21 protein-coding genes and 2 pseudogenes are annotated in these 24,618 nt (G+C 68.0%); 3 read left to right on the top strand and 20 right to left on the bottom strand.

Features of this window, described 5'->3' with window-relative positions:
• Positions 1-382: pseudogene (locus tag G6028_RS17585) on the top strand (AAA family ATPase); the annotation flags it as partial.
• 57 nt (positions 383-439) lie between these two features.
• Here G6028_RS17585 and G6028_RS04395 read toward each other — a convergent pair.
• The 15 genes from G6028_RS04395 to G6028_RS04325 form a co-directional block, all read right to left on the bottom strand.
• On the bottom strand, positions 440-1,948 hold the full coding sequence (locus G6028_RS04395) for a DHA2 family efflux MFS transporter permease subunit (protein ID WP_182610916.1): 1,509 nt from the start codon (positions 1,946-1,948) through the stop codon (positions 440-442).
• A gap of 260 nt (positions 1,949-2,208) precedes the next feature.
• Positions 2,209-2,493, bottom strand: a complete 285-nt coding sequence (locus G6028_RS18180) for a ribbon-helix-helix protein, CopG family (protein WP_182615700.1) — start codon at positions 2,491-2,493, stop codon at positions 2,209-2,211.
• Positions 2,490-2,807, bottom strand: coding sequence for a hypothetical protein (locus tag G6028_RS04385; RefSeq protein ID WP_182658163.1), 318 nt, complete (start codon positions 2,805-2,807; stop codon positions 2,490-2,492). Before G6028_RS04385 ends, G6028_RS18180 begins: the two co-directional genes overlap by 4 nt.
• A gap of 258 nt (positions 2,808-3,065) precedes the next feature.
• Positions 3,066-5,054 (bottom strand): hypothetical protein, encoded by a 1,989-nt coding sequence (locus G6028_RS04380; protein WP_182658162.1) that lies wholly within the window; start codon positions 5,052-5,054, stop codon positions 3,066-3,068.
• A gap of 78 nt (positions 5,055-5,132) precedes the next feature.
• Positions 5,133-6,431, bottom strand: coding sequence for an ATP-grasp domain-containing protein (locus G6028_RS04375; protein WP_338404146.1), 1,299 nt, complete (start codon positions 6,429-6,431; stop codon positions 5,133-5,135).
• A 704-nt stretch (positions 6,432-7,135) separates the two neighbouring features.
• Complete coding sequence (locus G6028_RS18175; RefSeq protein WP_422110519.1) at positions 7,136-7,507, bottom strand: HepT-like ribonuclease domain-containing protein; 372 nt, start codon at positions 7,505-7,507, stop codon at positions 7,136-7,138.
• A 23-nt stretch (positions 7,508-7,530) separates the two neighbouring features.
• Positions 7,531-7,833, bottom strand: coding sequence for a nucleotidyltransferase family protein (locus G6028_RS04365; RefSeq protein WP_182658161.1), 303 nt, complete (start codon positions 7,831-7,833; stop codon positions 7,531-7,533).
• Positions 7,834-7,991: 158 nt separating this feature from the next.
• Positions 7,992-9,155 carry a Wadjet anti-phage system protein JetD domain-containing protein gene (locus G6028_RS04360; RefSeq protein WP_182658160.1) on the bottom strand — a complete coding sequence of 388 codons (1,164 nt, stop codon included), beginning with the start codon at positions 9,153-9,155 and terminating at the stop codon, positions 7,992-7,994.
• A complete protein-coding gene (locus G6028_RS04355; RefSeq protein ID WP_182658159.1) occupies positions 9,155-12,541 on the bottom strand; it encodes an ATP-binding protein in 3,387 nt (1,128 codons plus the stop codon). Before G6028_RS04355 ends, G6028_RS04360 begins: the two co-directional genes overlap by 1 nt.
• Positions 12,534-13,109: a DUF4194 domain-containing protein gene (locus tag G6028_RS04350; RefSeq protein ID WP_338404145.1), complete on the bottom strand. Its 576-nt coding sequence runs from the start codon at positions 13,107-13,109 to the stop codon at positions 12,534-12,536. The genes G6028_RS04355 and G6028_RS04350 overlap by 8 nt, the downstream gene beginning before the upstream one ends.
• On the bottom strand, positions 13,106-14,539 hold the full coding sequence (locus G6028_RS04345; protein ID WP_182658158.1) for a DUF3375 family protein: 1,434 nt from the start codon (positions 14,537-14,539) through the stop codon (positions 13,106-13,108). Before G6028_RS04345 ends, G6028_RS04350 begins: the two co-directional genes overlap by 4 nt.
• A 112-nt stretch (positions 14,540-14,651) precedes the next feature.
• Positions 14,652-15,008: a HepT-like ribonuclease domain-containing protein gene (locus G6028_RS04340; RefSeq protein ID WP_182658157.1), complete on the bottom strand. Its 357-nt coding sequence runs from the start codon at positions 15,006-15,008 to the stop codon at positions 14,652-14,654.
• Positions 15,005-15,334 (bottom strand): nucleotidyltransferase family protein, encoded by a 330-nt coding sequence (locus G6028_RS04335; RefSeq protein WP_179525747.1) that lies wholly within the window; start codon positions 15,332-15,334, stop codon positions 15,005-15,007. Before G6028_RS04335 ends, G6028_RS04340 begins: the two co-directional genes overlap by 4 nt.
• A 247-nt stretch (positions 15,335-15,581) precedes the next feature.
• A complete protein-coding gene (locus tag G6028_RS04330) occupies positions 15,582-16,850 on the bottom strand; it encodes an alpha/beta hydrolase family protein (protein ID WP_182641745.1) in 1,269 nt (422 codons plus the stop codon).
• A gap of 176 nt (positions 16,851-17,026) precedes the next feature.
• Positions 17,027-18,394, bottom strand: coding sequence for a cytochrome P450 (locus tag G6028_RS04325; RefSeq protein WP_241730534.1), 1,368 nt, complete (start codon positions 18,392-18,394; stop codon positions 17,027-17,029).
• 158 nt (positions 18,395-18,552) lie between these two features.
• Between G6028_RS04325 and G6028_RS04320 the strand changes: the two genes are divergently transcribed.
• Entirely contained in the window at positions 18,553-18,834 is a 282-nt protein-coding gene (locus G6028_RS04320) for a hypothetical protein (RefSeq protein WP_182658156.1), read from the top strand.
• A 50-nt stretch (positions 18,835-18,884) separates the two neighbouring features.
• On the opposite strand, the gene G6028_RS04315 is transcribed toward G6028_RS04320, so the two are convergent.
• The 3 genes from G6028_RS04315 to relB form a co-directional block, all read right to left on the bottom strand.
• Complete coding sequence (locus G6028_RS04315; protein ID WP_182658155.1) at positions 18,885-20,084, bottom strand: methyltransferase; 1,200 nt, start codon at positions 20,082-20,084, stop codon at positions 18,885-18,887.
• A gap of 161 nt (positions 20,085-20,245) precedes the next feature.
• Positions 20,246-20,518 carry a type II toxin-antitoxin system RelE/ParE family toxin gene (locus G6028_RS04310; RefSeq protein ID WP_182658154.1) on the bottom strand — a complete coding sequence of 91 codons (273 nt, stop codon included), beginning with the start codon at positions 20,516-20,518 and terminating at the stop codon, positions 20,246-20,248.
• Between the two features lies 1 nt (position 20,519).
• Positions 20,520-20,741 (bottom strand): type II toxin-antitoxin system RelB family antitoxin, encoded by a 222-nt coding sequence (gene relB, locus G6028_RS04305; RefSeq protein ID WP_182658153.1) that lies wholly within the window; start codon positions 20,739-20,741, stop codon positions 20,520-20,522.
• A 241-nt stretch (positions 20,742-20,982) separates the two neighbouring features.
• Here relB and helR point away from each other — a divergent pair, with 241 nt between their 5' ends.
• On the top strand, positions 20,983-23,241 hold the full coding sequence (gene helR, locus G6028_RS04300) for an RNA polymerase recycling motor ATPase HelR (protein WP_182658152.1): 2,259 nt from the start codon (positions 20,983-20,985) through the stop codon (positions 23,239-23,241).
• 21 nt (positions 23,242-23,262) lie between these two features.
• Here helR and G6028_RS04295 read toward each other — a convergent pair whose 3' ends face one another.
• Positions 23,263-23,592, bottom strand: a complete 330-nt coding sequence (locus G6028_RS04295) for a nucleotidyltransferase family protein (RefSeq protein WP_182658151.1) — start codon at positions 23,590-23,592, stop codon at positions 23,263-23,265.
• Positions 23,593-23,792: 200 nt separating this feature from the next.
• Positions 23,793-24,461: pseudogene (locus G6028_RS04290) on the bottom strand (IS1634 family transposase); the annotation flags it as partial.
• Between the last annotated feature and the right edge of the window lie 157 nt (positions 24,462-24,618).

Below are 24,618 nucleotides of genomic sequence, written 5' to 3'. Positions count from 1 at the left end.
GGCCGCCGAGCCGTTCTTCGCCGCGACGCTCGCCCGGCCGATGGGCGTGGCGTACCGGCGGAGGTACAGGTGGTCGGGCGGGCGCGTCGTCGACTACTGGGACGAGGTTCTCGACGACGACGAGGTGGGCACCCGCACCGCCCCGGACGACCAATCGGCGTTCGTCGCGAGCCTCGGCCGGGTGAGGACCGGCCGGATGCACGACGTGCTGGCCACCATCCAGGCCGACCAGGACGCGATCATCCGCGCCGACTCCTCGGGCGCACTCGTGGTGGACGGCGGCCCGGGGACGGGCAAGACGGTCGTCGCGCTGCACCGGGCGGCGTACCTGCTGCACACGGAGTGCGCTCATGGTGCTCGCGCGATAGGGCACTCGACGCCGCCGAGGGTGTCGACCGGCCGGGGCGCCCGGGCTGGTGCTGCCGAGGTGCCCGGACGGTTACGAAGCGACCGGCTCCTCGGCCATCGGCGCCACCGCAGGCCCCTCGGTCTGCGCGGTGTTGCGGACGAACCACGCGCCCACCACGGTGATCAGCGAGATGATCGCGCCCACCAGCAGCGCGTTGTGGACGCCGGTCATCTGCGCGGCCACGTCACCCTCACCGGACTCGGCCCCGGCCACGATGCCCAGCGTCATCACCGTGATGAACAGGGCGGTGCCGGCGGCCGCGGCGACCTGCTGCAGCGTGTTGAGCAGCGCGGAGCCGTGCGAGTACAGGTGCGGCGGGAGCGAGCCGAGCGCCGAGGTGAGCAGCGGCGAGAACAGCAGCGCCAGGCCCACGCTGAGGATCATGTGCCACACCACCACGATCGCCAGCGACGACTCGGCGGAGAAGGAGACGTACATGCCCCACAAGCCGGCGGCGGCCAGGATCGAGCCCGGGATGATCAGCGGGCGCGGGCCGATGCGGTCGAAGAGCCGACCCACGAACCACCCGAGCACACCCATGAGCAGACCGCCGGGCAGCAACGCCAGGCCGGACTCGAGGGTGGTGGTGCCCAGGACCTGCTGCATGTACAGCGGCAGCAGGATCAGGGTGCCGAACAGCGCCATCATGGACAGCAGCATCAGCGAGAGGCTGACGGTGAAGGTGCGGAAGGTGAAGGCCCGCACGTCGAGAAGCGCGTAGTCCTTCAGCGCGAGCTGACGCCACACGAACACCGACAGCGCGGCCACGCCCACGAGCACGGGCACCCACGGGGACACCAGCGCGTTGTCGTTGGCGGCCTCACCGAAGGAGCTCAGGCCGAAGATCAGGCCCGCGAAGCCGACGGCCGAGAGCACGCCGGAGAGGATGTCGAGCGGGATCGCGCGGGTGGCGGTGACGTTGCGGATCAGCGTGGCGCCGGCCACCAGCGCGAGCACGCCGATGGGCAGGACGAACCAGAACATCCAGCGCCAGCTCAGCACGTCGAGCACCAGGCCGCCGACGGTGGGGCCGATGGCCGGGGCCACGGCGATCACGATGGAGATCACACCCATGGTGCGGCCGCGACGGTCCGCGGGCACCACGTTGAGCACGGTGGTCATGAGCAGCGGGATCATGATCGCGGTGCCCACGGCCTGCACCACCCGGCCGGCGACCAGGATTACGAACACCGGCGCGAGCGAGGCCAGCAGGGTGCCGAGGGTGAAGGTGGTCATGGCGATGATGAACACCGTCCGCAGCGGCAATCGCATGAGCATCCACCCGGTGAACGGGATGACCACGGCCATGGTGAGCATGAACGCCGTGGTGAGCCACTGCGCGGTGGCGGCGGTGACGGCGAACTCCCCCATCAGCTCGGGGATCGCGACCGACATGATGGTCTCGTTGAGGATCACCACGAACGCCGCGGCCACGAGCAGCGCGATTAGCCGCTTGGTGGCGGCGGGCAGTGGCGCGGAGCCGAGGGCGGGGTCGGGCTGGGCTGGAGAGAAGGCAGCGGCGGATGACTCAGTCGTCACGGGAATCCTTAGGCATTACGGGGCGAAACAAAGTGGGAAGCCCGGCGAGGCCTGACGGCGCGCACGGGAACCCTCGCACTGTACTGCAGGAAGTTCGACAGGCTTTGCTGATGTGACCACCATTACTGGGGCGGGTGGGCCGGTGGGGCAGAATCGACGCATGACCGGGATCGGCACCGCCCGACGTGGCGAAGTGGAGACGCGCACCCTGCCGGAGTACGCCGCGGGCGGCGCGTCGGGTTTAAATCTCCGGCAGCACGCTAGGCGGCTGGGTGCCTACCGAGGTACTCATCGATGGCCGCTCGGATGACGGCGCTCATCGGCTGCCCTGTCCGGTCGGCATAGTCGGCCAGACGGCGCCGATCGGACTCAGTGAGTCGAACAGCGAGCGGACGGGTCTCCTCGACCGCATCCCCTCGCCGGGGCCGACCGTGACGGTAGTCCGGGCGGACTTCCGCCGGGGAATCGATCACGTCGTACTCGCCAGCCTCTACGGCGTCCGCGAGACGCGCATAATGCGCTTCACGATCACCTGTCTCGCTCATCGTTTCTCCCGCTGCGTCCTCTGACTACGGCTGACGCCGTCGGACAAGTCAAGGTTCCCGCCGGTGGCCTCGAGCACTTCGCGCGCCACTGCCGCGGTCAGAAGCATCGCGTGAAACACGTGTAGCTCCTCTCCGCCCACCCGGTCGACCACGACCTCAATCAGAGCTCCGCCGTCCGGGTCTCCGACCATACGAAGCAACTTCGCCTGAGGCCCCGTGCGTGGAGCTAGTCGATATCGAACGATCGGATGCTCGAGGACGGCCCTGATCTCCGCGTCTGTGATGCCGTGTCGGCGCGCGGAGGCGTAGATCACGACCTTCAATCCGAAAACGTATCACAAATTAGGACGCAGGAACATGCTCTCTTACCTTCGGCTTGACTCTAATCATTACCGATGGGCCACAGCCGCCCTCAGCCGCGCAGATCCTCTGCCTCTCTTAAGTACGCATTCCGAGTGCACGCCCTCCCGCGACTCGCGCGCCCGGAATGGACTGAAGACGCCGCACACGTCGCGGGGGGCTCGCGAAGAGAGGGCCGACGCCAGGGGGCTCGCGTCAGAGCCGAGGCTGGCTCAGAGCTCCGGCAGCCGATCCGCGCCCCAGCTCAAGCGGATCAGGTCGGTCACCCGGGCGATCTCCTCCGCCGTCACCGACCCGGTCTCGCCGGGCTCGAGGGTGTCGAAGTGGAAGATGTAGAGCCGCGAGGCGAACTCCTCGAACGGCAGCGACGACTCGCCGAAGCGTTCCCCGTGGCCGGCGGTGCTCACCACCACCCCGTTGCCCCAGTCCTGGCCACTGTCGTTGTTGGGGTTGAAGAAGTAGACGCGCATGGTCTCGTCCGGATCCAGCGCCACCCGCAGGATCGTGATGGCGTGCCAGCCCACGAACCGCGCGGAGCTGTCGGTCACGGCCACGCCGGCGGGCTGAGGGTGGATCAGCGGCTGGTTGCCGTTGTGGAACGGGTGGTAGCTGCCGTAGAAGTGCCGCAGGAAGTCCTCGAGCCCGGTCAGCCTGCCGGACTCCACGTCCACGTTGATGCGGAATCCCCGCGCGGCCCACCAGCCGTGGAACTCGGGGTTCACCCAGCGGTGGGGGTCGCCTTCGCGGTCGGCGCAGAGCCGGCCCATCTCGGCGTAGATCCGGTCCAGGTGCGGCACGACGAGCAGGGAGACCGGGTCCAGGTCGAGGGGGAGCGTCTCCGCCAGGCCCGCCTCGAGCTCGCGGGAGGACAGTGGGCGGCCCTCGAAGTGCATGACCACCTCGTTGTCCCGCGCCGCCCAGGCGATGGTCTGCAGCAGGTAGTCGGGGTCGTTGTACGCCCACATGGACAGCGCGCGGGCGGACTGGCAGGTGGGGTTGTCGCCCTGCCCCACGCCCAGCGGCTGGCCCAGCATGGACAGCGTCCCGGACAGCAGCCAGATCCTCCCCGGGTGGGCCGGGCCGTAGGCCAGCGCGAGGCGCTCGTTCGCGTAGTCCGACAGGGGCAGGGCCAACAGCCGCCACAGTGCGGGCGCGACGGCCGGCTGGAACAGGATCCCCCGCTCGAGCAATAACGCCAGTCCGTAGACCGACTGCGCGGTTTCGGGGTGAACAGCCGCGTCGATCAGCGCATCGACGAGGCCGTGGAAGCACAGCAGGCTCTCCCGGCCGGTGCTCGACAGGCCGAGCGCCTCGCTGAGCAGGAAGCTGCCTTTCTCACGCAGGAACCGCAGCAGGACGGGGTGGTAGGCGGAGACGAGGCCGGTGTCGTGCATGGATCGCGCGAACCCGGCGGCCTCGTACTGCAGGGCCCCCTCGTCCATCGACTCCAGGCGGGAGCGGTAGATGTCCACCCCGGGGTCTTCCCGGCTCGCCTCGGTGGTGCCGTAGATGCTGCTGATTAGCCGGTCGACGCCGAACCCGCCGGTGCTGGTGTCCACCTCGGGGTCGTGGCGCGCGACCGCGATCTGGGTGATGGTCTCCTTGATGTGGTCGACCTGGATCGGGCGTTGCCGCAGGATCCGCCAGATCTCCTCGACCAGCTGGTCGAGGACGGTGTCATAGCCGATCGACTCGGCGATGTGCGTCAGCGACGTGCGGGTCACCTTGGCCATCCGGCCCTGTTGCACCCGCTCCGCCTCGGTGGCCGCGGTGAACAGCATCGAGGCGTTGGTGGCCAGCACCTCCTTGAGGTGCTGCAGAGCCTCCTCCGCCGACACGTCGGGGTGCGCGTACTCCCCCTTGGCCACGGCGACCAGACGGAGGTCGCTGACGATCTCCATCACCGCCGTGTCCGCGTTGGGGCTGCGCAGCGACCCGGTGCTCAGCGCCGGGACCAGTGAACTCGGTGACGCCCAGTCCGTCCCCTCGTACAGTCCGGCGGACTCGAGCTCCTGTGCCATCGACTGCACGGCCTGCGCGCCACCGTCCTGGAGCAGGACCAGGCGCAGGCCGTCGAGCACGCGGCGTTTCGGCGTGGACTTGCCCACATCCCCGGCGTCGGCGAGGGCCCTTGTCGCGTCGACGAGAGAGGCCACCCGCTTGTCGAGTACTCGCGTCGCGTCGGGCTCAACGTTAGCCACTTGGGTTCACTCTCCAGATCTCCGGGCGAGGGTGCCCGCCCCCGGTACCGTACCCACGTCGTCGCAGCGGATGGCCCGTCACACGTAGAAGTCGAGCTCCTCCTGGCGCGCCAGGAGGGTCCGCATCTCGTAGGCGTCGTCGCCGAAGAAATAGACCAGGCCCCAGTGGGTGCCGAAGGCGGTCCGCTTGGTGACGGTCTCCTCTACGGGTGCGGTGAGCTCGTGGGACTCGAAGTACTCGTGGTCCTCGGTCTCCTCCGGGATCGCGAGCGTGGAGACCACGCGACGCCGCGGGTAGACGCCGAAGCAGCCCGCGTGACCGGTGGCGTCGACCACCTCGCGCGGGAAGAACGCCGTGATCTCCTCCTCGGTGGTCTTGGGGTCGAACGCGAGAACCAGCCCCTGGTAGGCGTTGAACCCGTAGGCGCGCTCGAGCAGCTCGAAGACCTTGAACCCCGGCGGGCGGTACGCCACCTCGCCGAAGTACATCTCGCCGTCGCTGGTGACGAAGTACTCGGGGTGAACGAACCCGAACTTGATGTCGAAGGTCTTGATGAGCTTCTCGATCTGCCGCGTGATCTCCGGCCGGTACTTCTCGAGTTCTGGCGAAGCCGGCACGAACACCGAGTACCCGAGTGTCACGTACTCGGAGATGTTGAGGAACACGATCTTGCCGTTGTGCACCCAGGCCTCGACCGCGAATTCCCAGCCGTCCAGGTGGGACTCCATAAGGACCGGGAACTCCTCGTCGGGGATCGTGTCGACCTCGTCCGGGGTGCGGATGACGCGGTGCCCCAGGCAGCCTGCCTTGTCGAAGGCCTTGAGGTGGATCGGGTCGTTGGGGTCGCCGTCGAGCTTGAGAAGTGTCTGGTTGACGCGCTTGAGAAAGCGGATCACGTCGTCGCGCTCGTGGGCCTCCTCGAAGATCCCCACGCGGATCCCGCCGAGCTGGGCGCGGCGCTTCATCAGCGCCTTGTCCCGCAGCAGCAGCGACTGGCCGTACAGGGTGGGGTTGTCCATGAGCATGGAGTTGATGGCGCCCGCCCACTCGACGGTCTCCTCGAACAGCGGGATCGCCACGTCGACACCCATGTCCTTGAGGGTCTCGGCGATCTCCATGGACCGGTCGTTGAGCCGCTCAAAGTTCCACGGGACGAACGGGATGCTGTGCTGGCGGCAGTAGTCCTCGGCCCAGTCCGGGGCCACCACGACGTAGCGGCGGTCGAACCGGTCCACGGCGTCGACCGCGTTGGGCGCCCAGCCGAGCAGTGCCACATAGCCCTTGTCGGGGTTGCGCCGCTTCTCGTTGGGGTCCTGTGTCGCGAGCGAACTCTTGTCCGCGTCGGTGGTGGTCGATTCTGCTGTGGAAATCTGCACGCTCAAGTGCCTCCTGGGTTGGGGCGCGGGCGGGTGGACCACCCAACCTACCCAAGAGCCCGGAGGGTTGTGCTGGCAGAACCCGGTCCCCCATCCTGAGCGCCCGCAGCGGCGAACACCGGGGATGTTCTCGTCACAGCGCCCGCGCCGCCCGAACTACCTCCGCGGTGGGACGGCTGGGTACAGGTGGCGGCGACGGGCTGGGGTGCGCTATTCGTCATCACGCCGTTGACTGTGACGCACTTCCTGTTCTGGATCACCGGCTCGCGGACCACGGATCACGGCACGGAAGACACCCCTGACTGGGACGACTACCCCGACCGGGACTGGTTCTGTGCGGCGCCACAGCCGCGACGCGTTGTCCGGGCCGAGCGCGGTGCCGAGTAGGCGCGAGAGACGCTGCGCCGCTTCTGTCTCGATCTGAGCAACGGCCCAATCGGCGGTCGCGCTGACGAGACCGGTCAATCCGATCCACATCGGTGGTCCCGGCCTGACAGATGAGACCGATTCTTCCCCATCCACAGACTGTTGCACCCCAGCCGCCGAGCCACCCTCGCCGCCACGCTCGCCGTCCGGAGGGGCGTGTCGTAGGCCGTTCAAATGGGTGGTCGAGCGGGCGAGATGTGGACTCCCGAAACAAAGTCCTAGATGACGACGACGAGGTGGCGACTCTCGTAAGCCTGGCGGATCACTCGGCTTTCGTATCAATCCTGACCGGGGCGCGGAACGACCGCGTGCGGGGCATTACGGCGACCCGGGGTCACGACGTGGCCAACAGAGCCTTCAGCTCCTCGGCTAGGGGACCCAGATGCGCATCGCATGATCGTCCACACAACGCGCATGTCAACTTCGGCGTAGCCGAGTGAGATCACGTTGCGCAGGCCGATCAGGCGATGCCAACCCTCGGACTGGTGAGCTGAGTAGAAGTCCGGACAGTGCCGACGGCTTTTGGAGAGGTTCTCCCCCACCTCTTGCAGCCGCATGCAGATCGCGTCCTGAGCCATCGGCGAGGCGAGAAACTCGACCTCAGACGCAGGGGCGTAACCGGCCGCCCTCGTAGCTGCGGCGACCGCCATGTCGAGGTACGGGATCGGGGATTTCATAACGCGAGCTCGACCAGTTCGGGCTCGACGAACGGCCGGAACGGCACTTTGATCGATGTGAGGACGTCGAATGGTCGGCCCGCGACCCTCTCCAGAGCCTCGGACAGCCGGAATATCGCCCCGTAGTCGACCGGACCGTCCATCTCGACGAGCAGGTCGATGTCGCTCGTGGGCGTCAACTCGCGGCGGGCCGCACTTCCGAACAGCCGAGCCCGCCGTACGCCGAAAGAACGCAGCACGTCGAGCACGGCCTGCTCTTCCGGCAGGTCGTATGTGGCGTTCGTGGCAGCGACACCCATAGCTTTTAGGCTACCGGCACCTCGCACACCGGGACGGTTCCGACCGACCGGCAGCGGGAACGACCGGCGCCGCGCGTATGTGCCGGTCAGGAAGGCGAGTGTCTAGTGACGACGAGGTGTTGGGTTTTCGACCAGTGGTGCACACGATCGAGTGGCGTTCATGTGCCACCTGTCCGGTAGGGCAACCGGTCCAGAACCCAGGCCCAGTCGATCCGCTCTTGCTCAAGTCTGACGCGCTCGGCGAAGCGGTCGGAGACCAGGTCGTCGTAGACCGCCGCCTCCGCCGCCGTTAGTTGATCGAGTGTCGCGCTGGTGGGTGAGGACTCCTGTCCCCATCGCTGAGGGTGTGTGTTGAGGGTCTCGAGGTCCATGAGGAAAGACCGCACCCGCGGAAGGTGCGTGCGCAGCCGGTGGAGGATGGCGAAGCCGTGTGTGTCGAGGTCGCCCCAGTAGTGCACGTCGGCCACTCGAAGCGCGTCCCAGCGGCCGAGGCGGGCCACGTCGAATCCCTTCCCCCAGATCAGCACTCCGTCGTCCGGGACGGGCAGCGTGAGGTAGGTGATCTCGTTCTCCACGATCACGGCCGTGGTGAAGGACATGCCAAGTCCGTCGAGTTCCTCCGGTCGCACGGACAGTTCGGTGACCGACATCGGCGCGACGCTGCCCGCCATACGGAACCGGACGTACTCGGGCTTGGTGCGCAGGCCAAGGTCGTGGAGAAACGAGGTGGCGTTGCGTGAGACTCCGAGGAGCCCTGCGAGAACTGTCCGATGACTCTCGACGACCTTGGTGTCCACTCCCGGGGCATCGATCTGCCGCAGGTACCTGCCCGTCCCGCGGGCGTCTTCGAGCCAGCTGTACGCCGCGAGGATCTGCGGCCACTCCTGTGCATGGTCGAGCGCGGCGACGGGTCTGGCGAGCAGCCAGTCCCGCACCGGCGTATCCGGGGCCGCTGCCAGCATCTGTTCGAAGCTCACCACCTGCGTCCGGACTCCGAGCAGTGCCCATGCTTGGTCGAACCGGGTCACCACGGCATGAGTGGGAATCTGATTGCGTCCGAATTTCCGGCCGCCTACCGCCGTGTACCGCAGCGTGTATCGGCTGCCGTCGCGACTGCCGGCCTCGAGTGCGGCCATCCACTCCTGCACCTCGCCGAAGCGCTCACCGAGCTCGGACGTTCTCGGACCTCCGAGTGGGATCTCGAGTGGAGTGAGCGTCTCCCCGCGGGCGAAACCCCGGAGCAAGGTGCCGTCGACCCACCGCCTGTGCACTTTCTCGCGGACCGCCTCCGGCGTGGCCCACTTCCGCGCGCCGGCGACCATCACTCTCCGCCGCGCTGGCGGTGGTACTCCTCTGTGGACATCATGACGAGCCTCGAGTACCTGCCCTCGACATTGTCCACATACCCGATGGAGCGCACGTACGGTGCGATCACGTGCACTTTCTGCAGGGGCGTGACGATCAGCAGCTGGATGCCGAGCTTGGCGAACAGCTCGAGGGCGTACCGGGTGGAGGCGTCGGAGCCCCGGCCGAACGCCTCGTCGATCACGGCGAAGCGGAAGTCACGGGCCTTCTCCGCGCCCCACTCCAGGCCGAACTGGTACGCCAGCGACGCCGCGAGGATGGTGTAGGCGAGCTTCTCTTTCTGGCCGCCCGATTTGCCGTCCGAATCGCGGTAGTGCTCCCACTCCTCGTCGGTCTCGCGGTCGCGCTCCGAGGCGGAGAAGGTGTACCAGTTGCGCACGTCCGTGACTCGCGCCCGCCACGTCTTGTCGGTCTCGCTGTGGCCCTCCCGGCCGCGGAGTCGCTCGAGGATCGCCCGCACCTCCTGGTACCGCTGCTCGGAGTAGCGGTCGTCGCCGCCGAGGGTGTCGTCGGTGACCGCTCGCAGGTCGGATCGGAACTCCCGCACATCCTGGTTGACCGTGTTCTCCCGATCCAGGCGCACGTAGCGTCCCGGATTGAAGTCGATCGCGCCGAGAGCCTCGTTGATCTTCTCGATCTTCTGTTGGATATCGTCGGCCTGGCGCTGCAGCCAGTTGTGGAAGCCGGCGAGTTCGCGGATGGCGTTCTTCTTGAGCTGCTCCTCGAACTCCGCGATGAAGCGCGGCAGATCGTCCTGGGCCACCTGCGCGTGGAAGCGGATGTACTCCCCGCGCGCGTCGACCGAGGCGTCCATCTCGGTGGTCTGCTCCGGCCAGCGTCGCCGGATCTCCGCCATACCCTGCTGCAGACTGGTGGTGTAGCCGTTGAGTTCGCGCTGGGTCTGGCCGGTCTCCTTGTCGATTTCGTCAGACAGTCGTCGTTCGTGGAGTTCGGCTTGATCCGCGGTCGTCGACCCCGCGCGGCCCTGTCGTGTCCGGAGTCTGGGGTAGATGTCCGCCGCTGCTGCGCGGATGTCCGCCGTCAGCTCGTCGAGGCTGCGCCGGTCGCGGTCGATCTGACTGCTCTCCTGGGCGATGCGGCTTTCTCCACTGCCCTTCGCCTCGCCGAGAGTGTCCTTGGTCTGGCTGAGCTCGTTCACTCGTGTGTCGACCTCCGCCACGCGTCTGTCGATCTCGGCCAGTTCACTACTGCCCTCGAGCAGGCGACGGCGCTCGGCATCGGCGGCGTCCGCCCGCGATCGGGCGTCCTCCCAGTCGAGATCGCGCCACGAGGGATAGTCCGCCACCCGCGAGAGCGCGGTGCGCCGCTCCCCCACCTCGTTCTGCTCCCGCGACACCGATTCGAGTTGGGCGGCGAGCCGCTCCACTGATCGGGTGAGGTCGCCGCGCCGCTCCTGCAGTGCGGCGATCTTCTGCTCGTTGCGCCAGCCCAGCACCCAGCCGCGGGGATCGGCCGCGGACCGCCGGTCGTCCTTGACGTGATGATTTCTGGACCGCACCTGGCCCTCGCGAGTCACCGCCCGCTCGGCGTGCCGGAACTCCTCCACCGTGGTGGCGCAGAGATGGTCCGCCCGGGCGAACAACTCCTTGCTCAGGTACCCGCGCAGCGGTGTGTCGGCGATCTCCACCGTGTCGGCGAGCAGCAGTCCGTCGGAATGGGGGCGCTGCAAGGGCAGGTGGCGCTCCGGAACCCGCTCGTAGGTCAGGCGGACCCCCATCTCGCGACCGTCGGAGCGCCGGGCGGTCAGCCGGCGGGCGTTGACCCATTCGGCGACATCCGCGTAGTACCGCTGTGGCACCAGCAATGACACCGCGAATCCGCGCAGCACGCGCTCGGCGGCTCCCCGCCACTGCGCGTGCTCTTCGGACACGTCCAAAAGCTCGCCGGCGAACGGGAGCTCCTCTTCCGACACTCCGAGTTCCGCGCAGAGGGCGGACCGCACCTGGAGTTGTTCGGTCGGCAGGTTGCTGCGGCGGGTCGCGAGGCTGTCCAGCTCTTCCTGCACCTCGCGGAGCTGCGCTTTCTCCTCACCGTGCCCGAGGACCAGCGCGTCGTACCGCTCCTTGAGCTCGGCGATCTGCGTCTCGATCTCTGCCTGCGCCCGACCGACCTGGACGGCGAGGTCCGCGAATCCGGCGGCGTCGCCGACCGGGTCGAGGCCGGCCCTCGCGACGGCGTCCTCGAACCGCTCTCGCCTTGTTCTCCGCTCCTCGGCCTGCGCGCCCGCGTCGCGGGCTGCGCGTTCCAGCTCGCCGATGCGGCTACCGCCCGCCTCGGCCCGGGCCGCGAGGAGCTGGTCCCGCTCCGCCCCGAGGGCCTGCGACTCGGAGCGCACCTGCTCCAACTGGGCGGCGATGGTGGTGACCTCGGCGCGGACCCGCTCGATCTCCGCCTGGCGCAGCTCGATCCGCAGTTCGGCGAAGTAGGGGCGGATCGCCACACGTTCCTCGTGGAGACGGTCCAGGCGCTCGACCGCGCTCTCGTACCGGCTGATCGAGGCGACCAGTGGTTCCAGTGCCTCGAGTTGGGCTCGGGCCCGTTGGACGGCATCGTAGGACCGGGTGAGGTCCTCGAAGTGCCGGATGATCCCCTCGATCCGCTCGGAGGCGTCCGCGGGTTCGAGCATGTGCGTGCGGACGAACTCGTTGAGATCGCCCACGGCCTTCATCGAGACGGTCTGGTGGAACAGTTCCATGGCCTGTTCGGACCGGATGCCCAGCAGGCGCCGCATGGCACGACCGTAGGGCGGGAAGTCCTTCTCCACCGTGGCACCGTCTCGGCGGAGCCGCTTGAGCAGGTCGCCCAGGTCGGATCCGAAGTCGGTGAAGTCGGACTCGATCGACATCGCCCGGTCCGCGGTCACGAAGCGTCGCCAGGGTTGTCCTGTGGCGTCCTGTTGCTGGAAGACCTGGGCGAGGGTCACCTCGTCGTCGTATCCCTGGTTGGCAAAGACGCCGAGGATCACCGAATACGACCGTCGGTCCCGCAGCCCCACCGGTCGGACACTGCCGGTGGACTCGTTGCGCTCGGTCCTGTGGTGGCCTTCCACGTAGGAGCGCAGAGTGCGTTCCTTGCGTGCGGCGCCGGCCGCCTTGTTGTAGTCGATCCGGTGCGAGGGGAGCATGAGGGTGCTCACCGCGTCGACCAGAGTGGATTTGCCGCTGCCGATGTCGCCGGTGAGCAGCAGGGTCTCCCCATCCGATTCCAGTTGCCAGACGCGCTTGTCGAAGGTCCCCCAGTTGAGCACTTCGAGCCGGACCAGCCGGAAACCGGGACGCCCCTGCGGCGCGAGGTCGACGGAGGAGAACAGGCCCTCACTCATCGTCGGCACCCCCGTCGGCGTACTCGGCAAGCTTGGCGGAGAAGTCGGACAGGGTCTGACCGTCCACGTAGGCCTTGAGGATCCGGCGCACCTCCCAGGTGTCCCGCCGGCCCTTGAGCTGGCGCAGGAATCCCATGGACACCAGGCGGTTGATGGACGTGTCGACCTGCTTGAGCACTCGGGCCTCGTCGGTGCTGCGGGCGAGGAAGAGCTGAACCATCTCGATGATCTCGTCCTGGGTGAGCACCAGCTGGCCCTGGTCGCCGGCGGACTCGAACTCCACCATCCGCTTGCGCAGCAGCACCAACAGGAGACTGTCGGCGTAGGTGAGCGCGCGGCGTCTGATCACCCGCGGGAGCGGTTCGTCACCGTCCTCCGGCTCGCTGGTGCGCAGGTAGGCGTAGCCCTCGTCGTCGTCGATCACCACGTCGAGCCCGATCACGGCGAAGTGGTCGCGGACGGCGCCACGGTGGCGGAGGAGGTCCTCCCACGCGTCCGACTCCTGATAGACGACGCCCTGCATGAGGCGGATGGCGCTGGTCGCGACCGCCCTCTCCTCCGGGCTCACCGGCGCCTCACCACGACGCGCGGCATCCGGGCCCGCATCGACCGGCCGGCCTCCTCGTACTCGATCACCGTCTCCTCCTGCTGGTCGGTGGTCACCTCGATGTCGTCGGTGTCCAGGGCGAGGTAGCCCACGAGTTCCGCGGCGCCGTGCTCGACGGGGTACATGGTGACGACGTCCTCGAGCAATGCCGTACCGCGTTCGGGGACGAGGTTGCGCAACCTGGCGGCGAGGCGGGCGGGGTCCACGATCACCTGCTCGGCCAACACGGAGGTGTCGACATGCTCCTGCTCGGACGGTGGCAGGTGACTGTCCACCTCGGACGCGGGCCGCACACTGTGCAGCGGTCGTTCGGTGGGCAGCGACACCTCCACGCCGGCCTGCTCCAACTCGAGACCGAAGTCCGGGGGTGTGCCTTGTCGCAGCGCCAACGCGGTCCCCTCGATCTCGCGGACCAGGTCGAGGACGCGGCGGTTCTCCAGCCAGATCTGGTCGTCGGTGAACCGGCGGAGCTGCTCGGAGATCTGACGGACGGTCAGCTGGGTGCGCTCGGCGGCCTCGGCCCACCCGTGGTGGACGGTGCGGATGCTGCGGTCCGCCTTCAGTTCGTCGATCGCGGTGAGCCGCTCGAGCAGGGCGGAGAGTTCCTCCTGGCCGGATGAGGACAGGAGCATGTCGTAGAACGCCTGAAAACTGCGCCCCTGATCGGAGGAGTCGATGCGACTGCGCCCGCTGACCAGCTCCTCCAGCAGGTCCCCCTTGCTGCCCTCCCATGTGGCTATGCGTTCGCGAGCCGAGCGGTCCAGTGCGCGGAAGTTCTCCTCGACCTCGCGGAAGTCGGCGAGGAGCTCGCGAGCGGTGGAGGAGAACTGCTGGTAGCGGTCGCGCACGGCGGTCATGTCGAGTAGTCCGGCTTCCGGGTCGGCCTCGATCTGCTCGATCTCCCGCTGGATCTCCTGCTTGCGCCGCTGCAACTCGGCGAGCCGTATCGCGGGGTCGACCTCGGTGCCCTGGGCGATCTGGCGGAGTAGTTCGATCGCGGTCTGCAGTCGCGACTCGGTGCCGACGAAGGGCCGCGCGTGCAGGCTCTGGACCCACGAGTAGGCCTTTTCCAACGCGGGTGTCGCGTCGTAGTGGATCTCATCGGTACCGAGCGGATAGAAGCGACGGAGAAATCCTGAGTCGGTGGACGCCCATTCGGCCAGATAGTCGGCTGCGTCCCGCTTGAACCGCGGGTTCTCGGGATTCTCCGCATTGAGCTTGTAGAGCTCGTCGTCGAGGGCGTCGATGATCTCCCCCTCCGGGCTGGCACCGTGTCCCTCCTCCACGAAGAACCGGCCGAGAAACGACAGCAGCAGCGGCGCGTGGGTGGCGCGGAGCATCCGCCACGCGGGATGTCGTTCGCGCAGCGCGTCGATCGCCGCGTAGTCCACACGGTCTCCTCGGGTCAGCGGTCGGCAGGGGTCGTGCAGCCAGTCTAGGAGGGCGGCCGGACACAACTGTCTGGGCGGTCGGTGCGGGCAGCACCCCGCGAGAGGCGTCCGGTCACACCTCAGAGTTCGATTCAGGACCACGCTGGTGTTGACTCAGCGCTTCGGCAAGAGGCGGTAGGTGTGTCTTCACGACGTCTCGCACAATGTCAGCCTCAACACCGAAATACTGGTGAACGAGGATGTTGCGGAACCCTCGGATCTGCGGCCAGGCGATCTCTGGGTGTGCATCTGTGATCCCGGCCGAGAGATGGTTCGCAGCCTCACCGATGATCTGCAAGTTCCGTTCGATTGCATCCTCGGCCATGAGGACGAGGTCGATGTCATGGTTGTCCAGTCTGCGTACGTACCGCTGGCATCGATTGATGGCCCGCAGGATGTCGTCGATCCGCTGATCGGACTCGCGACTCATAACGCGACGCTGTCCCGGAGCGCCGACTCTGAGATCGCTCGCTTAAGTAGTTGCGACGGGAAGACGTCGATATCGTCGCGGCCGAATAGCGCACGGACTTCCTCTAACAGACCGGAGGCGCGCATCAAGAGATTGCCGTCAGACGGGTCCATTTCCACCAGGATGTCGATGTCGCTTCCCGCCTGCGCGGTGCCACGCGCGACCGAACCGAACAGCCTTGGTCTAGTAGCCGCGTACTTCGCCAGGAGCGCACGGAACTCGTCATCACGCGCCTCGATCAGCTCGCGCATTGCGAGCGATTCGGGAGTCGGGGCGGTGCTCGTCATAGCTACAGGTTACCGGCCGCCCGTGGGAACTGAAGGCCCCAGAACGAAGGATGCAAGTGAGCCGTGTGAGATCACGTTGGGTAGACCGATCAGGCGTTGCCAACTCTCGGACTACAGACCGCGCCCTGCACCAGAGGCGAGGCGAGGCGAGGAACCCCGTCTCAGACGCAGGGGCGTAGCCGGCAACCCTGTTTGCTGCGGCGATCGCCACTTCGAGGTACGGGATCGGTGATTTCGACCGGCGGCCCTACCGGCCGAGCACCGTGTCGAGCCAGTCGAACGCGCGCTGGCTGAACAGCGCTGCCGCCCCCGCTTCGTCGTGTTCACCGGCACCTTCGGCGTTGGTGAACTCGATCATCGTCTTGGGCGCTGTGAGGGCGTCGAAGAGACTCTGCGCGTCGACGATGCGCGGGTCGTTCTGGCCGGTGGTCAGCAGGACGGGGCAGTCGATGCGGTCGGCGAGGCCGTCCAGCGTGAACGACCTCAGTTCGCGCAGGTAGTCGACCGGGGTCGCGCATCCGTGCGTGAGCATCCCTCTCCCCACGGAGAAGTTCAGCCCCGGTGACTGCTCCATCCCGGCGCGGACCACCGAGTTGAGCAGCTCATCGGCGTCCCCCGTGTCCAGGTCGGCGCGGTACTCCTCCGGGAGGAGCAGCGAGGCGCTGGCTCCCGGGGCGTATTGCGGGGCGTCGGCGATCACGGCGGCGAGGCGGTGCTCGGCTGTGGCGGCGCGGGGCGCGAGGTGGCCGCCCCAGCTGCGGCCCATCGCTGCAATCCGGGAGGCGTCGACCTCCGGACGGGCGACCAGCCAGTCGACCTGAGCGGTGACGACCGCCTCCCAGTCGTGTCGGAAGTGCAGGTCGCGCTCGACCAGCGCCGCGCCCTGGCCCGGGCCGTCCATCATGAGGACGGCGTAACCGCGCCGCAACGCCGCGACACCGCCGGCGACGTACGTCTCCTCCATTGTGCCGTCGTATCCGCCGACCAGGATCAGCGTGGGGAACGGTCCCGGGCCGGGTGGGGTCGCGACGTAGCCGTCGAGCTCGGTCCCCTCGTACGGGACCGTGACCTGCTGGAAGGGATGGTCCATCAACTCGACCGCTCTGCGGAAAGCGTCCCTCTGACGCGCGTTCGCCGCGACGAACCGGGGATCCATCGGAGGGGCGTACATGAAGACCCCGGAGATACGGAAGTACGTGGTCGCGCGGAGGAACCCCTCACGCGCGCTCACCCGGTGACCGGCGGCGAGACTCTTCTCCGCATCCGCGAGAATCCGTTCCCCGAGCGCGTTCCACTCGGCGTTCCAGGCGTCCCTGTCCCCGTCGGGGATCCTGCGCGCGGTGATGAACGCCTCCCCGACGTCGGCTCCGCCCGTCGGGATGGTGTCCAGCACTCGGAGGAACTGGCCGTCGAACCCACTGTCCTGGAAGGCCAGTGCGGCAAGCGTGGGCTCGCCGGGGCCTTCATCTCCGTCCGCGGCCCGGGTTGTGGCAGTCGATGCAGTGTTCGTGGCCATGTCCACACCTCGTCATCACTGGTGGTCATCCCTGGTCGGATCGCCGCTCCCATCATCGCGCACCCGGTGCACGTCACGTGCGTGAATCCGACGTGATGCGGTGGCCGCCGGCGATGCCACCGGGAGACCGACGATGCCGCCAGCGATGCCACCGGGTCACCGACGATGCCGCCGGGTCACCGACGCCGGACGGTGATCCGCCCTCCTCTGTGGGGTGCGAACGCGACGCCGCGGGAGTGCCACTTCTCGTCCCGCTCGGTGGTCGGGACGATCTCATACATGCTCAGCAGGGTGCGCAGCACGACGTCCATCTCCATCGTCGCGAACGCCGCGCCGATGCATCGCCGGGTCCCGCCGCCGAAGGGCAGCCACGCCGGCGGTGGCGTGGTGTCGAGGAAGCGGGTCGGGTCGAAGCGCTCGGGGTCGGTGAAGTGCACGCTGTCGTCGTGCAGCAGCGAGATCGCGACCATCACGTTGTACCCGCGCGGGATGCGCCACGGTCCCAGGTCGAGGTGCGGCGCCTGCACGTTGCGTCCGGCGAGGTCGATGACCGGCCGGCTGCGCTGCACCTCCAGGATCGTCGCGTGCCTGTAGTCGGTCCCCCCGGCGTCGACCTCGGCGACCAGCTCGGCCAGCACCGCGGGGTTCCGGCTGAGCCGTTCCAGCGCCCAGGCGAGCGTCGTCGCGGTGGTCTCGTGTCCTGCCACGAGCAGTGCGGTGAGCTCGTCGCGGATCTCCTCGTCCGTCATGGACGAGCCGTCGTCGTAGGTACTCTGCAGCATCATCGCCAGGATGTCGTCGCGCTCGTCGAGTCGGTCGTCGCGGCGACCCCGGGCGATGAGCGCGGTGATCGCGTCGTCGTACACCTTCTTGTAGCGGGCGAACCGACCGCGCGGGCCCAACGACCCCACCCCCACAGCGCCCACGCGCACCGGCAGTTCCGGGGTGATGACCGCCGCCGAGCCGGCCTCCACCATGGGCGGGATGACGCGGCGCAGCGTGACGAGCTCATCGTCCCGGGCGCCGAACACCGTCCGGATGATGATGTCCAGCGTGATGCGGGTCATCGATGGCATGGAGGCGAACGGCCGGCCCACGACCCACGAGTCGAGTTCGCGCCGGGTCTCCTCCTCCACGACCGCCTCGTAGCCCGTGATGCGCCTGCCGTGCAGAGGCGGGGTGAGCAGCTTGCGGCGCCGACGGTGGTCGGTGCCCTCGAGCGCGAACATCGACTGCTCCCCCAGGACCCGGCCCAGATTGGGGTCGACGTTGGTCAGCGACTGCTGCGGGGCGGTGAACAGCTCTCTGGCCAGGGCGGGGTCGGAGATGATCACCGCGCGCCCGTAGATGGGCAGGTGCACGGTGACGGCGTCGCCGTATCTCGCCTGCAGGCGCTGGAGCACTCTGCGCCGGGCGAGGCCGAAGCCCACGCCCTGGATCGACCTGGGCAACGGGGGCCCGGGCGGGAGCAGGGGTGCGCGGTCGTCGCCGGTTGGGTTTCTCCCGGACGCGGAGGGAACCGTCCTGTCCGTCACGCTGTCCATGGGATCGCATCCTCGGCCTCGGGTGAAGTGCGGGGCGCCGTTCAGCCTACGTGCCGGAAATGCGGTGGTGGCCGCAGTTGGTGCGACGACGACGAGGCCTTCCCATGCCGCCCGGCACCGCGCCCAATCCGCCGCGGCCCCGGCGTCGAATCCCGGGCATGCACTCCGCTTCGCAGTCCCCTCGCCCCGCCGATTTTCACGTCTCGGCGGACGGTGCGGACGTGGCGGGGCTCTTCGCCGACTCCCGGGACGCCGACGCCGGGCACGACTCGCCTGAACCTGCCGAGTTCGAGCGAGGGGACTTCCTCGGCGCCATGCGCGCATCCTGGGACGACTGGATGCCCGTCGCCACCACGGGCTGGGGCGCGGTGGTGCTCATCGCCCCGCTGCTCGCGGTGCATGCCCTCGTCTGGGCATTCGGCGGGCGCCGGCCCCGGTAGGTGCTCAGCCTCCGCCAAGTGCTCAGCCTCGAACAGGTGCCCCGCCTCCGCTAGGTCCTCAGCCTCGCTCCCACCCGCCACAGGATGGTGCGCTCCTTCGAGCGAGCCGCGTGCAGCGGGTCTGCACTGTCTGCGGCGCGGGAATGGCGTGGCGTGGTCTCGCTGGTCCCGACCACGGTCAGCCCGGCCGCGTCGATACGTCCGAGCAGGTCCTCGCGGGTGCGCAGCCCCAGGTGTTCGGCGAGATCGGACAGAATCAGCCATCCTTCGCCCTGCGGCGTGAGGTGATGGGCGAGCCCGCTGAGGAAGCGATGGAGCACGTCGGAGTCCGGGTCATAGATCCCCTGCTCCAGGGCCGAGGTCGGGCGGCCGGGTATCCACGGCGGATTGCACACCACCACATCGGCCCGCCCGGAGTCGCCCGCCTCGCCGTCGTCGTCATAGGGCCACAGGTCGGCCTGCACCACCGCAACGCGGTCCGCCAACCCCAGCCGATCCACGTTGTCCCGGGCGCACTGCACGGCGCGGGAACTGATGTCGGTCGCGACCACCTCCCGGGCGCCACGCCGGGCCAGCACCGCGGCGAGCACCCCTGTCCCGGTGCCGATGTCCCACACGACGGGATGGTCGATGCCCCGCGGCCAGGGGGCATCGGCGACCAGGTCGATGTACTCGTCGCGGGTGGGGGCGAAGACGCCGTGGGCGGGATGGATGCGAGCCCCCAGGGCGCTGACCTCGATGCCCTTGCGGTGCCACTCGTAGGCGCTGATCACGCCGAGGAGCTCGGGCAGCGACACGAGAGTCTCCTCGCCGATAGACACGCTCGACTCGTCGGTGGGTTGGTCGACCGGCTGCCCGTAAGCGTGCCCGCAGGCCTCGCGCGCGTCGGGCGCTCGGCGCAGGCTGATCGAGTAATCGGGCTGCAGGGGGATCAGGATCTTGCCCAGGATCGTTGCCCGCTGCGCTCGCGCTTTCCGGTTGGCGAGGAAGACTTCCCCGGGTTCGGAGCTCTGCGTTGACCGGGACGCCCTCTTCTCGAGGCGCCGGTCGAGGGCGCGCATGAGCTGCCGAGCGTTCTGGAAGTCCCCCCGCCACAGTAGGCTTGAGCCTCTCTGGGCGATTCGGAGAGCCTTGTCTGCGGAGATGTCGTCGGTGATCACGACGATTCCAGTCGGGACAGGTGCGGCGTTCTCGGAGCGCCACCCGGCGGTGCGGTCGACACCGCTCTCCCGCCAGCTGACGGTGTTCACGGGCGGTCCGAGTGCGGCACAAGAGAAGACACGTGAATCCTTCAGACGGTCGCGCGCTCGACCCGAGGATGAGGAATGACCGCGCGAGAGCAAGTGACCCGTGATCCGGGCCGAGTCCAGTGTCTCAGCTCTGCCCCCGGACGGTCACGGGCAGTCGATCTTTATCGGTAGACCTCACGCCGATGCGCAACATCAACGACGAGGACTGTTACCCGTTGATCCTCGATCGAGCAAATGATCCGGTAGTCGCCCACGCGGTACCGCCAGAGGTGTTGGTCGCCACGAAGTGCCTTACCGAGGTACCTGGGGTCTTCGCACCCATGTATTCGCTCCTCGAGGAATGCCCTGATTCTCTGCTGCGCAGTCTTGTCCTGACGACCGAGCTTGCTGATGACCTTCTGGACGTGCGGCGTGACCTCGACCAGATACGCCACCTCAGGACCAGTCCACCTGGTCCAACGGGATCGCGGAATCGTCTGACTGCCTGAATTCCTCCAGACGGTGCCGGGCCAAGTACCAGTCCTCCATCTTGTCGAGTCCGCTGCGGATGAACTCGCTCGCGTAGAACGACTTGGACCTGCCGGTGATTCGAGCCAGATGGTCCAGACGGGCGATGGTCTCGTCGTCCAACTTGGTGTTCAGCTGTTTGGCCGTCATGACACCCCTTCCGCCGCTATACGAGTATAGACCCAGTGACCACCCTGAGACCGTGACCATCCGGCCGGTCGATGTCGAGAGCGTCATTGACGACAAGCGTGGGGGCGAGCCACTGCGAGGCGCAGCGTCGATCTGGCAGCCTCCAGGCAACTAGATTCCTGCCGGAAACCCCTCCCCTTCTCACGTTATAGCTGGTAGGGGGCCTTGCGGCAAGACCCCGGTGGGGGCGCACACTGTCGCCATGTCCCCCGAGGCACCCGGCATCTTCGCCCTCCCCGATCACCTCGCCCACAAGGCTGACCCGGCGCACATCGCCGCCGACGAACGCCACCTCGCCACCGTCTCCCACGCCCTCGACCAGAAGGTCGCCTCCCTGTCCGCCCGTCTGGACGCCCGCCGCCGCGACCCCGCAGGCCGCGGCGCGCAGACCATCGAGCGCGACGCCGACATCCGCCGCCTCGTCGCCGAGCTCGCCACGCTGCGCCGCTTCGGGCTGGACATGTGCATCGGCCACTACGCCACCGCCGCCGCCTCCCGCGCCCCTCAATTCGACTCCAGCCCCACAGCACCCGCGACCGCGCCGGTGTACGTGGGCCGCATCGGCCTCACCGATGCGGCCGGCACTCCCCTCCTCGTGGATTGGCGCACCCCGGCCGCCGAGCCGTTCTTCGCCGCGACGCTCGCCGATCCGAGGGGCGTGACGTATCGCCGTCGGTACCGGTGGTCGGGCGGGCGCATCGTGGACTACTGGGATGAGGTCTTTGGCGACGACGACGAGGTCTTCGCTCACGTCAGCCCCGACGACCTCTCGGCGTTCATCTCGAGCTTGTCCGAGGCGCGAACCGGCCGAATGCGGGATGTGCTCACCACGATCCAGGCCGATCAGGACGCCATCATCCGCGCGGACTCCCGGGGAGCCCTCATCGTGGACGGCGGACCCGGCACCGGCAAGACCGTCGTGGCCCTGCACCGGGCGGCATACCTGCTCCACGAACAGTCGCGTACCGGGCTGCGGCGCGGCAACCTGCTCCTCGTCGGGCCGCACCGGCCGTATCTGGACTACGTGGCGGATGTACTCCCCTCCCTCGGTGAGCACAGCGTGCAGACGGCGACCGTGGCCGATCTCGGCGTCGCCGCGCTCGGCGGGACGATCGCGGCACCGCCCGGCGGACTGCCCGACGAACCCGATCCCGAGGTCGCCCGACTGAAGTCAGAGCTCCGCATGGTCGAGACGATCGAGGCCGCGGTGCGCTTCTACGAGCAGCCGCCCGAGCAGTCGATGGTGATGCAGACCGAGTGGCTGGACCTGCGCCTGACGCCGGCCGACTGGGCCGAGGCATTCGCCTCCGTGGAGGACGGCACACCACACAACGAAGCTCACCCGCAGATCCGCGAAACGCTCGCCGAGATCCTCGTTGACCGGGCCCTCCATAACAGTGCAGGCGGTGGCGTGCCGGCGGACATCCTCCGCGCAGAGCTCGCAGCACACCCGGACCTGCACCGTGCCCTGTACCGGGCATGGCCGATGATCAACGCCACCGATCTTGTCGGGGACCTGTGGACCGTCCCGGCGTACCTGCGCCTGTGCGCACCGTGGCTGACCACCGAGCAGCTGCAACTCCTTCAGCGACCCGCGGCCGACTCATGGACGACCGCGGACCTGCCGCTCCTGGACGCGGCCCACCACCGGCTGGGTGATGCCGACCGGAAGCGCAGAACGCAGCGTCACCGGGCCGAGCGATCCGCAGAACTCGCAAGGCGCCAGCGGGTGAGCGACGACCTCATCGCCGCCGATGACGATCCCGAGGGGGTCTCCCCCATGCTCCGCCACGCCGATCTGCAGGAGGCACTGCTCGATTCCCCGGCGGACGAAGAACCGGCCATCGGCCCGGCCCGCCTGGCGGGCCCGTTCAGCCACATCATCGTCGACGAAGCGCAGGAACTCACCGACTCGGAGTGGGCGATGATCCTGCGCCGCTGCCCGTCGGGCAGCCTCACGGTGGTTGGCGACCGCGCGCAGTCCCGTCGCGACTTCGACGAGTCCTGGCCCGAGCGACTCGAGCGCATCGGCCTCTCCCCTGCCCGCATCACGTCCGTGCATCTGAGCATCAACTACCGCACGCCCGCCGAGATCATGGAGGCCGCCGCTCCGGTGATCCGGTCGGTGCGGCCCGACGCCAACGTGCCCGAGTCGGTCCGCCGCAGCGGGGCACCCGTCCGGTACGGCCAAGTCGAGGATCTTCACGGCGTGGTCGACGAGTGGCTCGCCACCCACTCCGAGGGCATGGTCGGCATCATCTGCACGACCGGCGCTGCCGGCCCCGACTTCAACGGTTCCGACCGCGTCCGCTCGCTGACCCCCGCGCAGGCCAAGGGCCTCGAGTTCGACCTGGTGGTTCTGGTCGACCCGGAGACGTTCGGTTCGGGCGTCATCGGTGCAGTTGACCGCTATGTGGCGATGACGCGGGCGACGCAACAGTTGGTCGTCCTCAGGTCGTAGATTCCCGCCGGGCGCGCAGCGTCACAACGCCGACGCCTGCCTCAGGCCCACGTCCGCAATAGGTCGCTTGAGCAACTGCTCGGGGAAAATGTCGATGTCCTCGCGACCGAAGAGCGTACGAACCTCCTCCAACAAGCCGGAGGCTCGCATGAGGAGGTTGCCGTCGGCCGGGTCCATATCCACCAGGATGTCCACGTCGCTTCCGCCATTCGCAGTACCGCGGGCGAGTGATCCGAACAGCATCGGATTCGTCGCAGCGTACTTGGCAAGGAGGGCTCGGAACTCGTCTCGACGCGCCTCGATGAGCTCACGCAAGGCGAGCGATTCGGGAGTCGGGGCGGCGCTCGTCATAGCCTCAGGATATCGGCTGCACAGACTGACGGAAGGCCTATTCGGTCTACCGCCTGTGCCGCCGTCGCCGGTATAGCGCCAGGCCGCTGACCAGGGGTGCCCTGGAAGCACCGTTCAGGGCACCCCTGCTCAGAGGCGATTTTCAGCTTTCCGGGATAGCACGCGCGCCGCAGTCGCCTCTTACCTGAGTTCCACAACTTTTAGTGACCCGCGTTGATGGCGTCGATGAGGCCGCGGGCGTCCTCGTTGATGGTCGGCTCGACGACCATCTCGTGGTCGCCTATGGCGACCACGATCGTGCGCAGGGGTTCGAGGGTGCCGATGATCTTCTTGATCGATACGCCGGTGATGTTCTGCAGGTATCGGGCTACCGCCAGGGCGGCGAACACCACGGTCAAGTGCGCCTCGATGGAATCCCTGGTCCGGTGGAAAATCGGTCTTGCCTTGAGGTCGGACTTGGCCATCCGAAACGATTGCTCGACCTTCCACAGGTCGTGGTACGCAGCTACGATCGCCTGCCCATCCATGATCGTCGGGTCGATATTGGTGACGTACCCCTTGTAGCCCGCGGACTGGCGGGCCCGCTCGATCGAGGCCTCGTCCAAGGTGACGTTTTGGCCGGTTACCTTGACGAACCGTTGTTTTTTCAAAGGTTCGGCTCGGTCGGCCACCCGCTGGGCACGGTCGATCTGGGCGTTGAGCGTGCGACGGTCCCGCTGGGCACGCTCCCACTTGTAATGCCAGACCACTCTGCGGTCGCGCCGGTCGCGGCCTTGCCCCATCGGGCGGGTCAGCTCAACGGTCTCGCCGTCGTTGATGGCGTTGCCGCGGCGACCGAAGTGCTCCTCGAGCTCCTTCGGCGCTTTGGATGGCAACTAGGCGTACTTGGTACGCCTGGTCCGGTGATCCGGTACCGCGGTTCTGGCGACCCGGTACCGGCCCGTGGGTGAGGCGGGCCGGAACCGTGGCCGTGTCGGTTACTCCCAGTAGCCGGTAGTCGCGCGGGCTTGGTCGTCGCGTTGGCGG

Origin of the sequence: Dietzia cercidiphylli, from assembly GCF_014145145.1 — a bacterium.
Taxonomy (GTDB): Bacteria; Actinomycetota; Actinomycetes; order Mycobacteriales; family Mycobacteriaceae; genus Dietzia; species Dietzia natronolimnaea.
The sequence above is the reverse complement of the archived record's forward strand: the minus strand, read 5'-3'. Positions and strand labels throughout refer to the sequence as shown.

Bases quoted from the DNA above. Each gene is read 5' to 3' on its own strand.
- G6028_RS18180 (WP_182615700.1), bottom strand. From the start codon at position 2,493: ATGAGCGAGACAGGTGATCGTGAAGCGCATTATGCGCGTCTCGCGGAC.
- G6028_RS18175 (WP_422110519.1), bottom strand. From the start codon at position 7,507: ATGGCGGTCGCCGCAGCTACGAGGGCGGCCGGTTACGCCCCTGCGTCT.
- G6028_RS04365 (WP_182658161.1), bottom strand. From the start codon at position 7,833: ATGGGTGTCGCTGCCACGAACGCCACATACGACCTGCCGGAAGAGCAG.
- G6028_RS04360 (WP_182658160.1), bottom strand. From the start codon at position 9,155: ATGGTCGCCGGCGCGCGGAAGTGGGCCACGCCGGAGGCGGTCCGCGAG.
- G6028_RS04355 (WP_182658159.1), bottom strand. From the start codon at position 12,541: ATGAGTGAGGGCCTGTTCTCCTCCGTCGACCTCGCGCCGCAGGGGCGT.
- G6028_RS04340 (WP_182658157.1), bottom strand. From the start codon at position 15,008: ATGAGTCGCGAGTCCGATCAGCGGATCGACGACATCCTGCGGGCCATC.
- G6028_RS04335 (WP_179525747.1), bottom strand. From the start codon at position 15,334: ATGACGAGCACCGCCCCGACTCCCGAATCGCTCGCAATGCGCGAGCTG.
- G6028_RS04330 (WP_182641745.1), bottom strand. From the start codon at position 16,850: ATGGCCACGAACACTGCATCGACTGCCACAACCCGGGCCGCGGACGGA.
- G6028_RS04325 (WP_241730534.1), bottom strand. From the start codon at position 18,394: ATGGACAGCGTGACGGACAGGACGGTTCCCTCCGCGTCCGGGAGAAAC.
- G6028_RS04320 (WP_182658156.1), top strand. From the start codon at position 18,553: ATGCACTCCGCTTCGCAGTCCCCTCGCCCCGCCGATTTTCACGTCTCG.
- relB (WP_182658153.1), bottom strand. From the start codon at position 20,741: ATGACGGCCAAACAGCTGAACACCAAGTTGGACGACGAGACCATCGCC.
- helR (WP_182658152.1), top strand. From the start codon at position 20,983: ATGTCCCCCGAGGCACCCGGCATCTTCGCCCTCCCCGATCACCTCGCC.
- G6028_RS04295 (WP_182658151.1), bottom strand. From the start codon at position 23,592: ATGACGAGCGCCGCCCCGACTCCCGAATCGCTCGCCTTGCGTGAGCTC.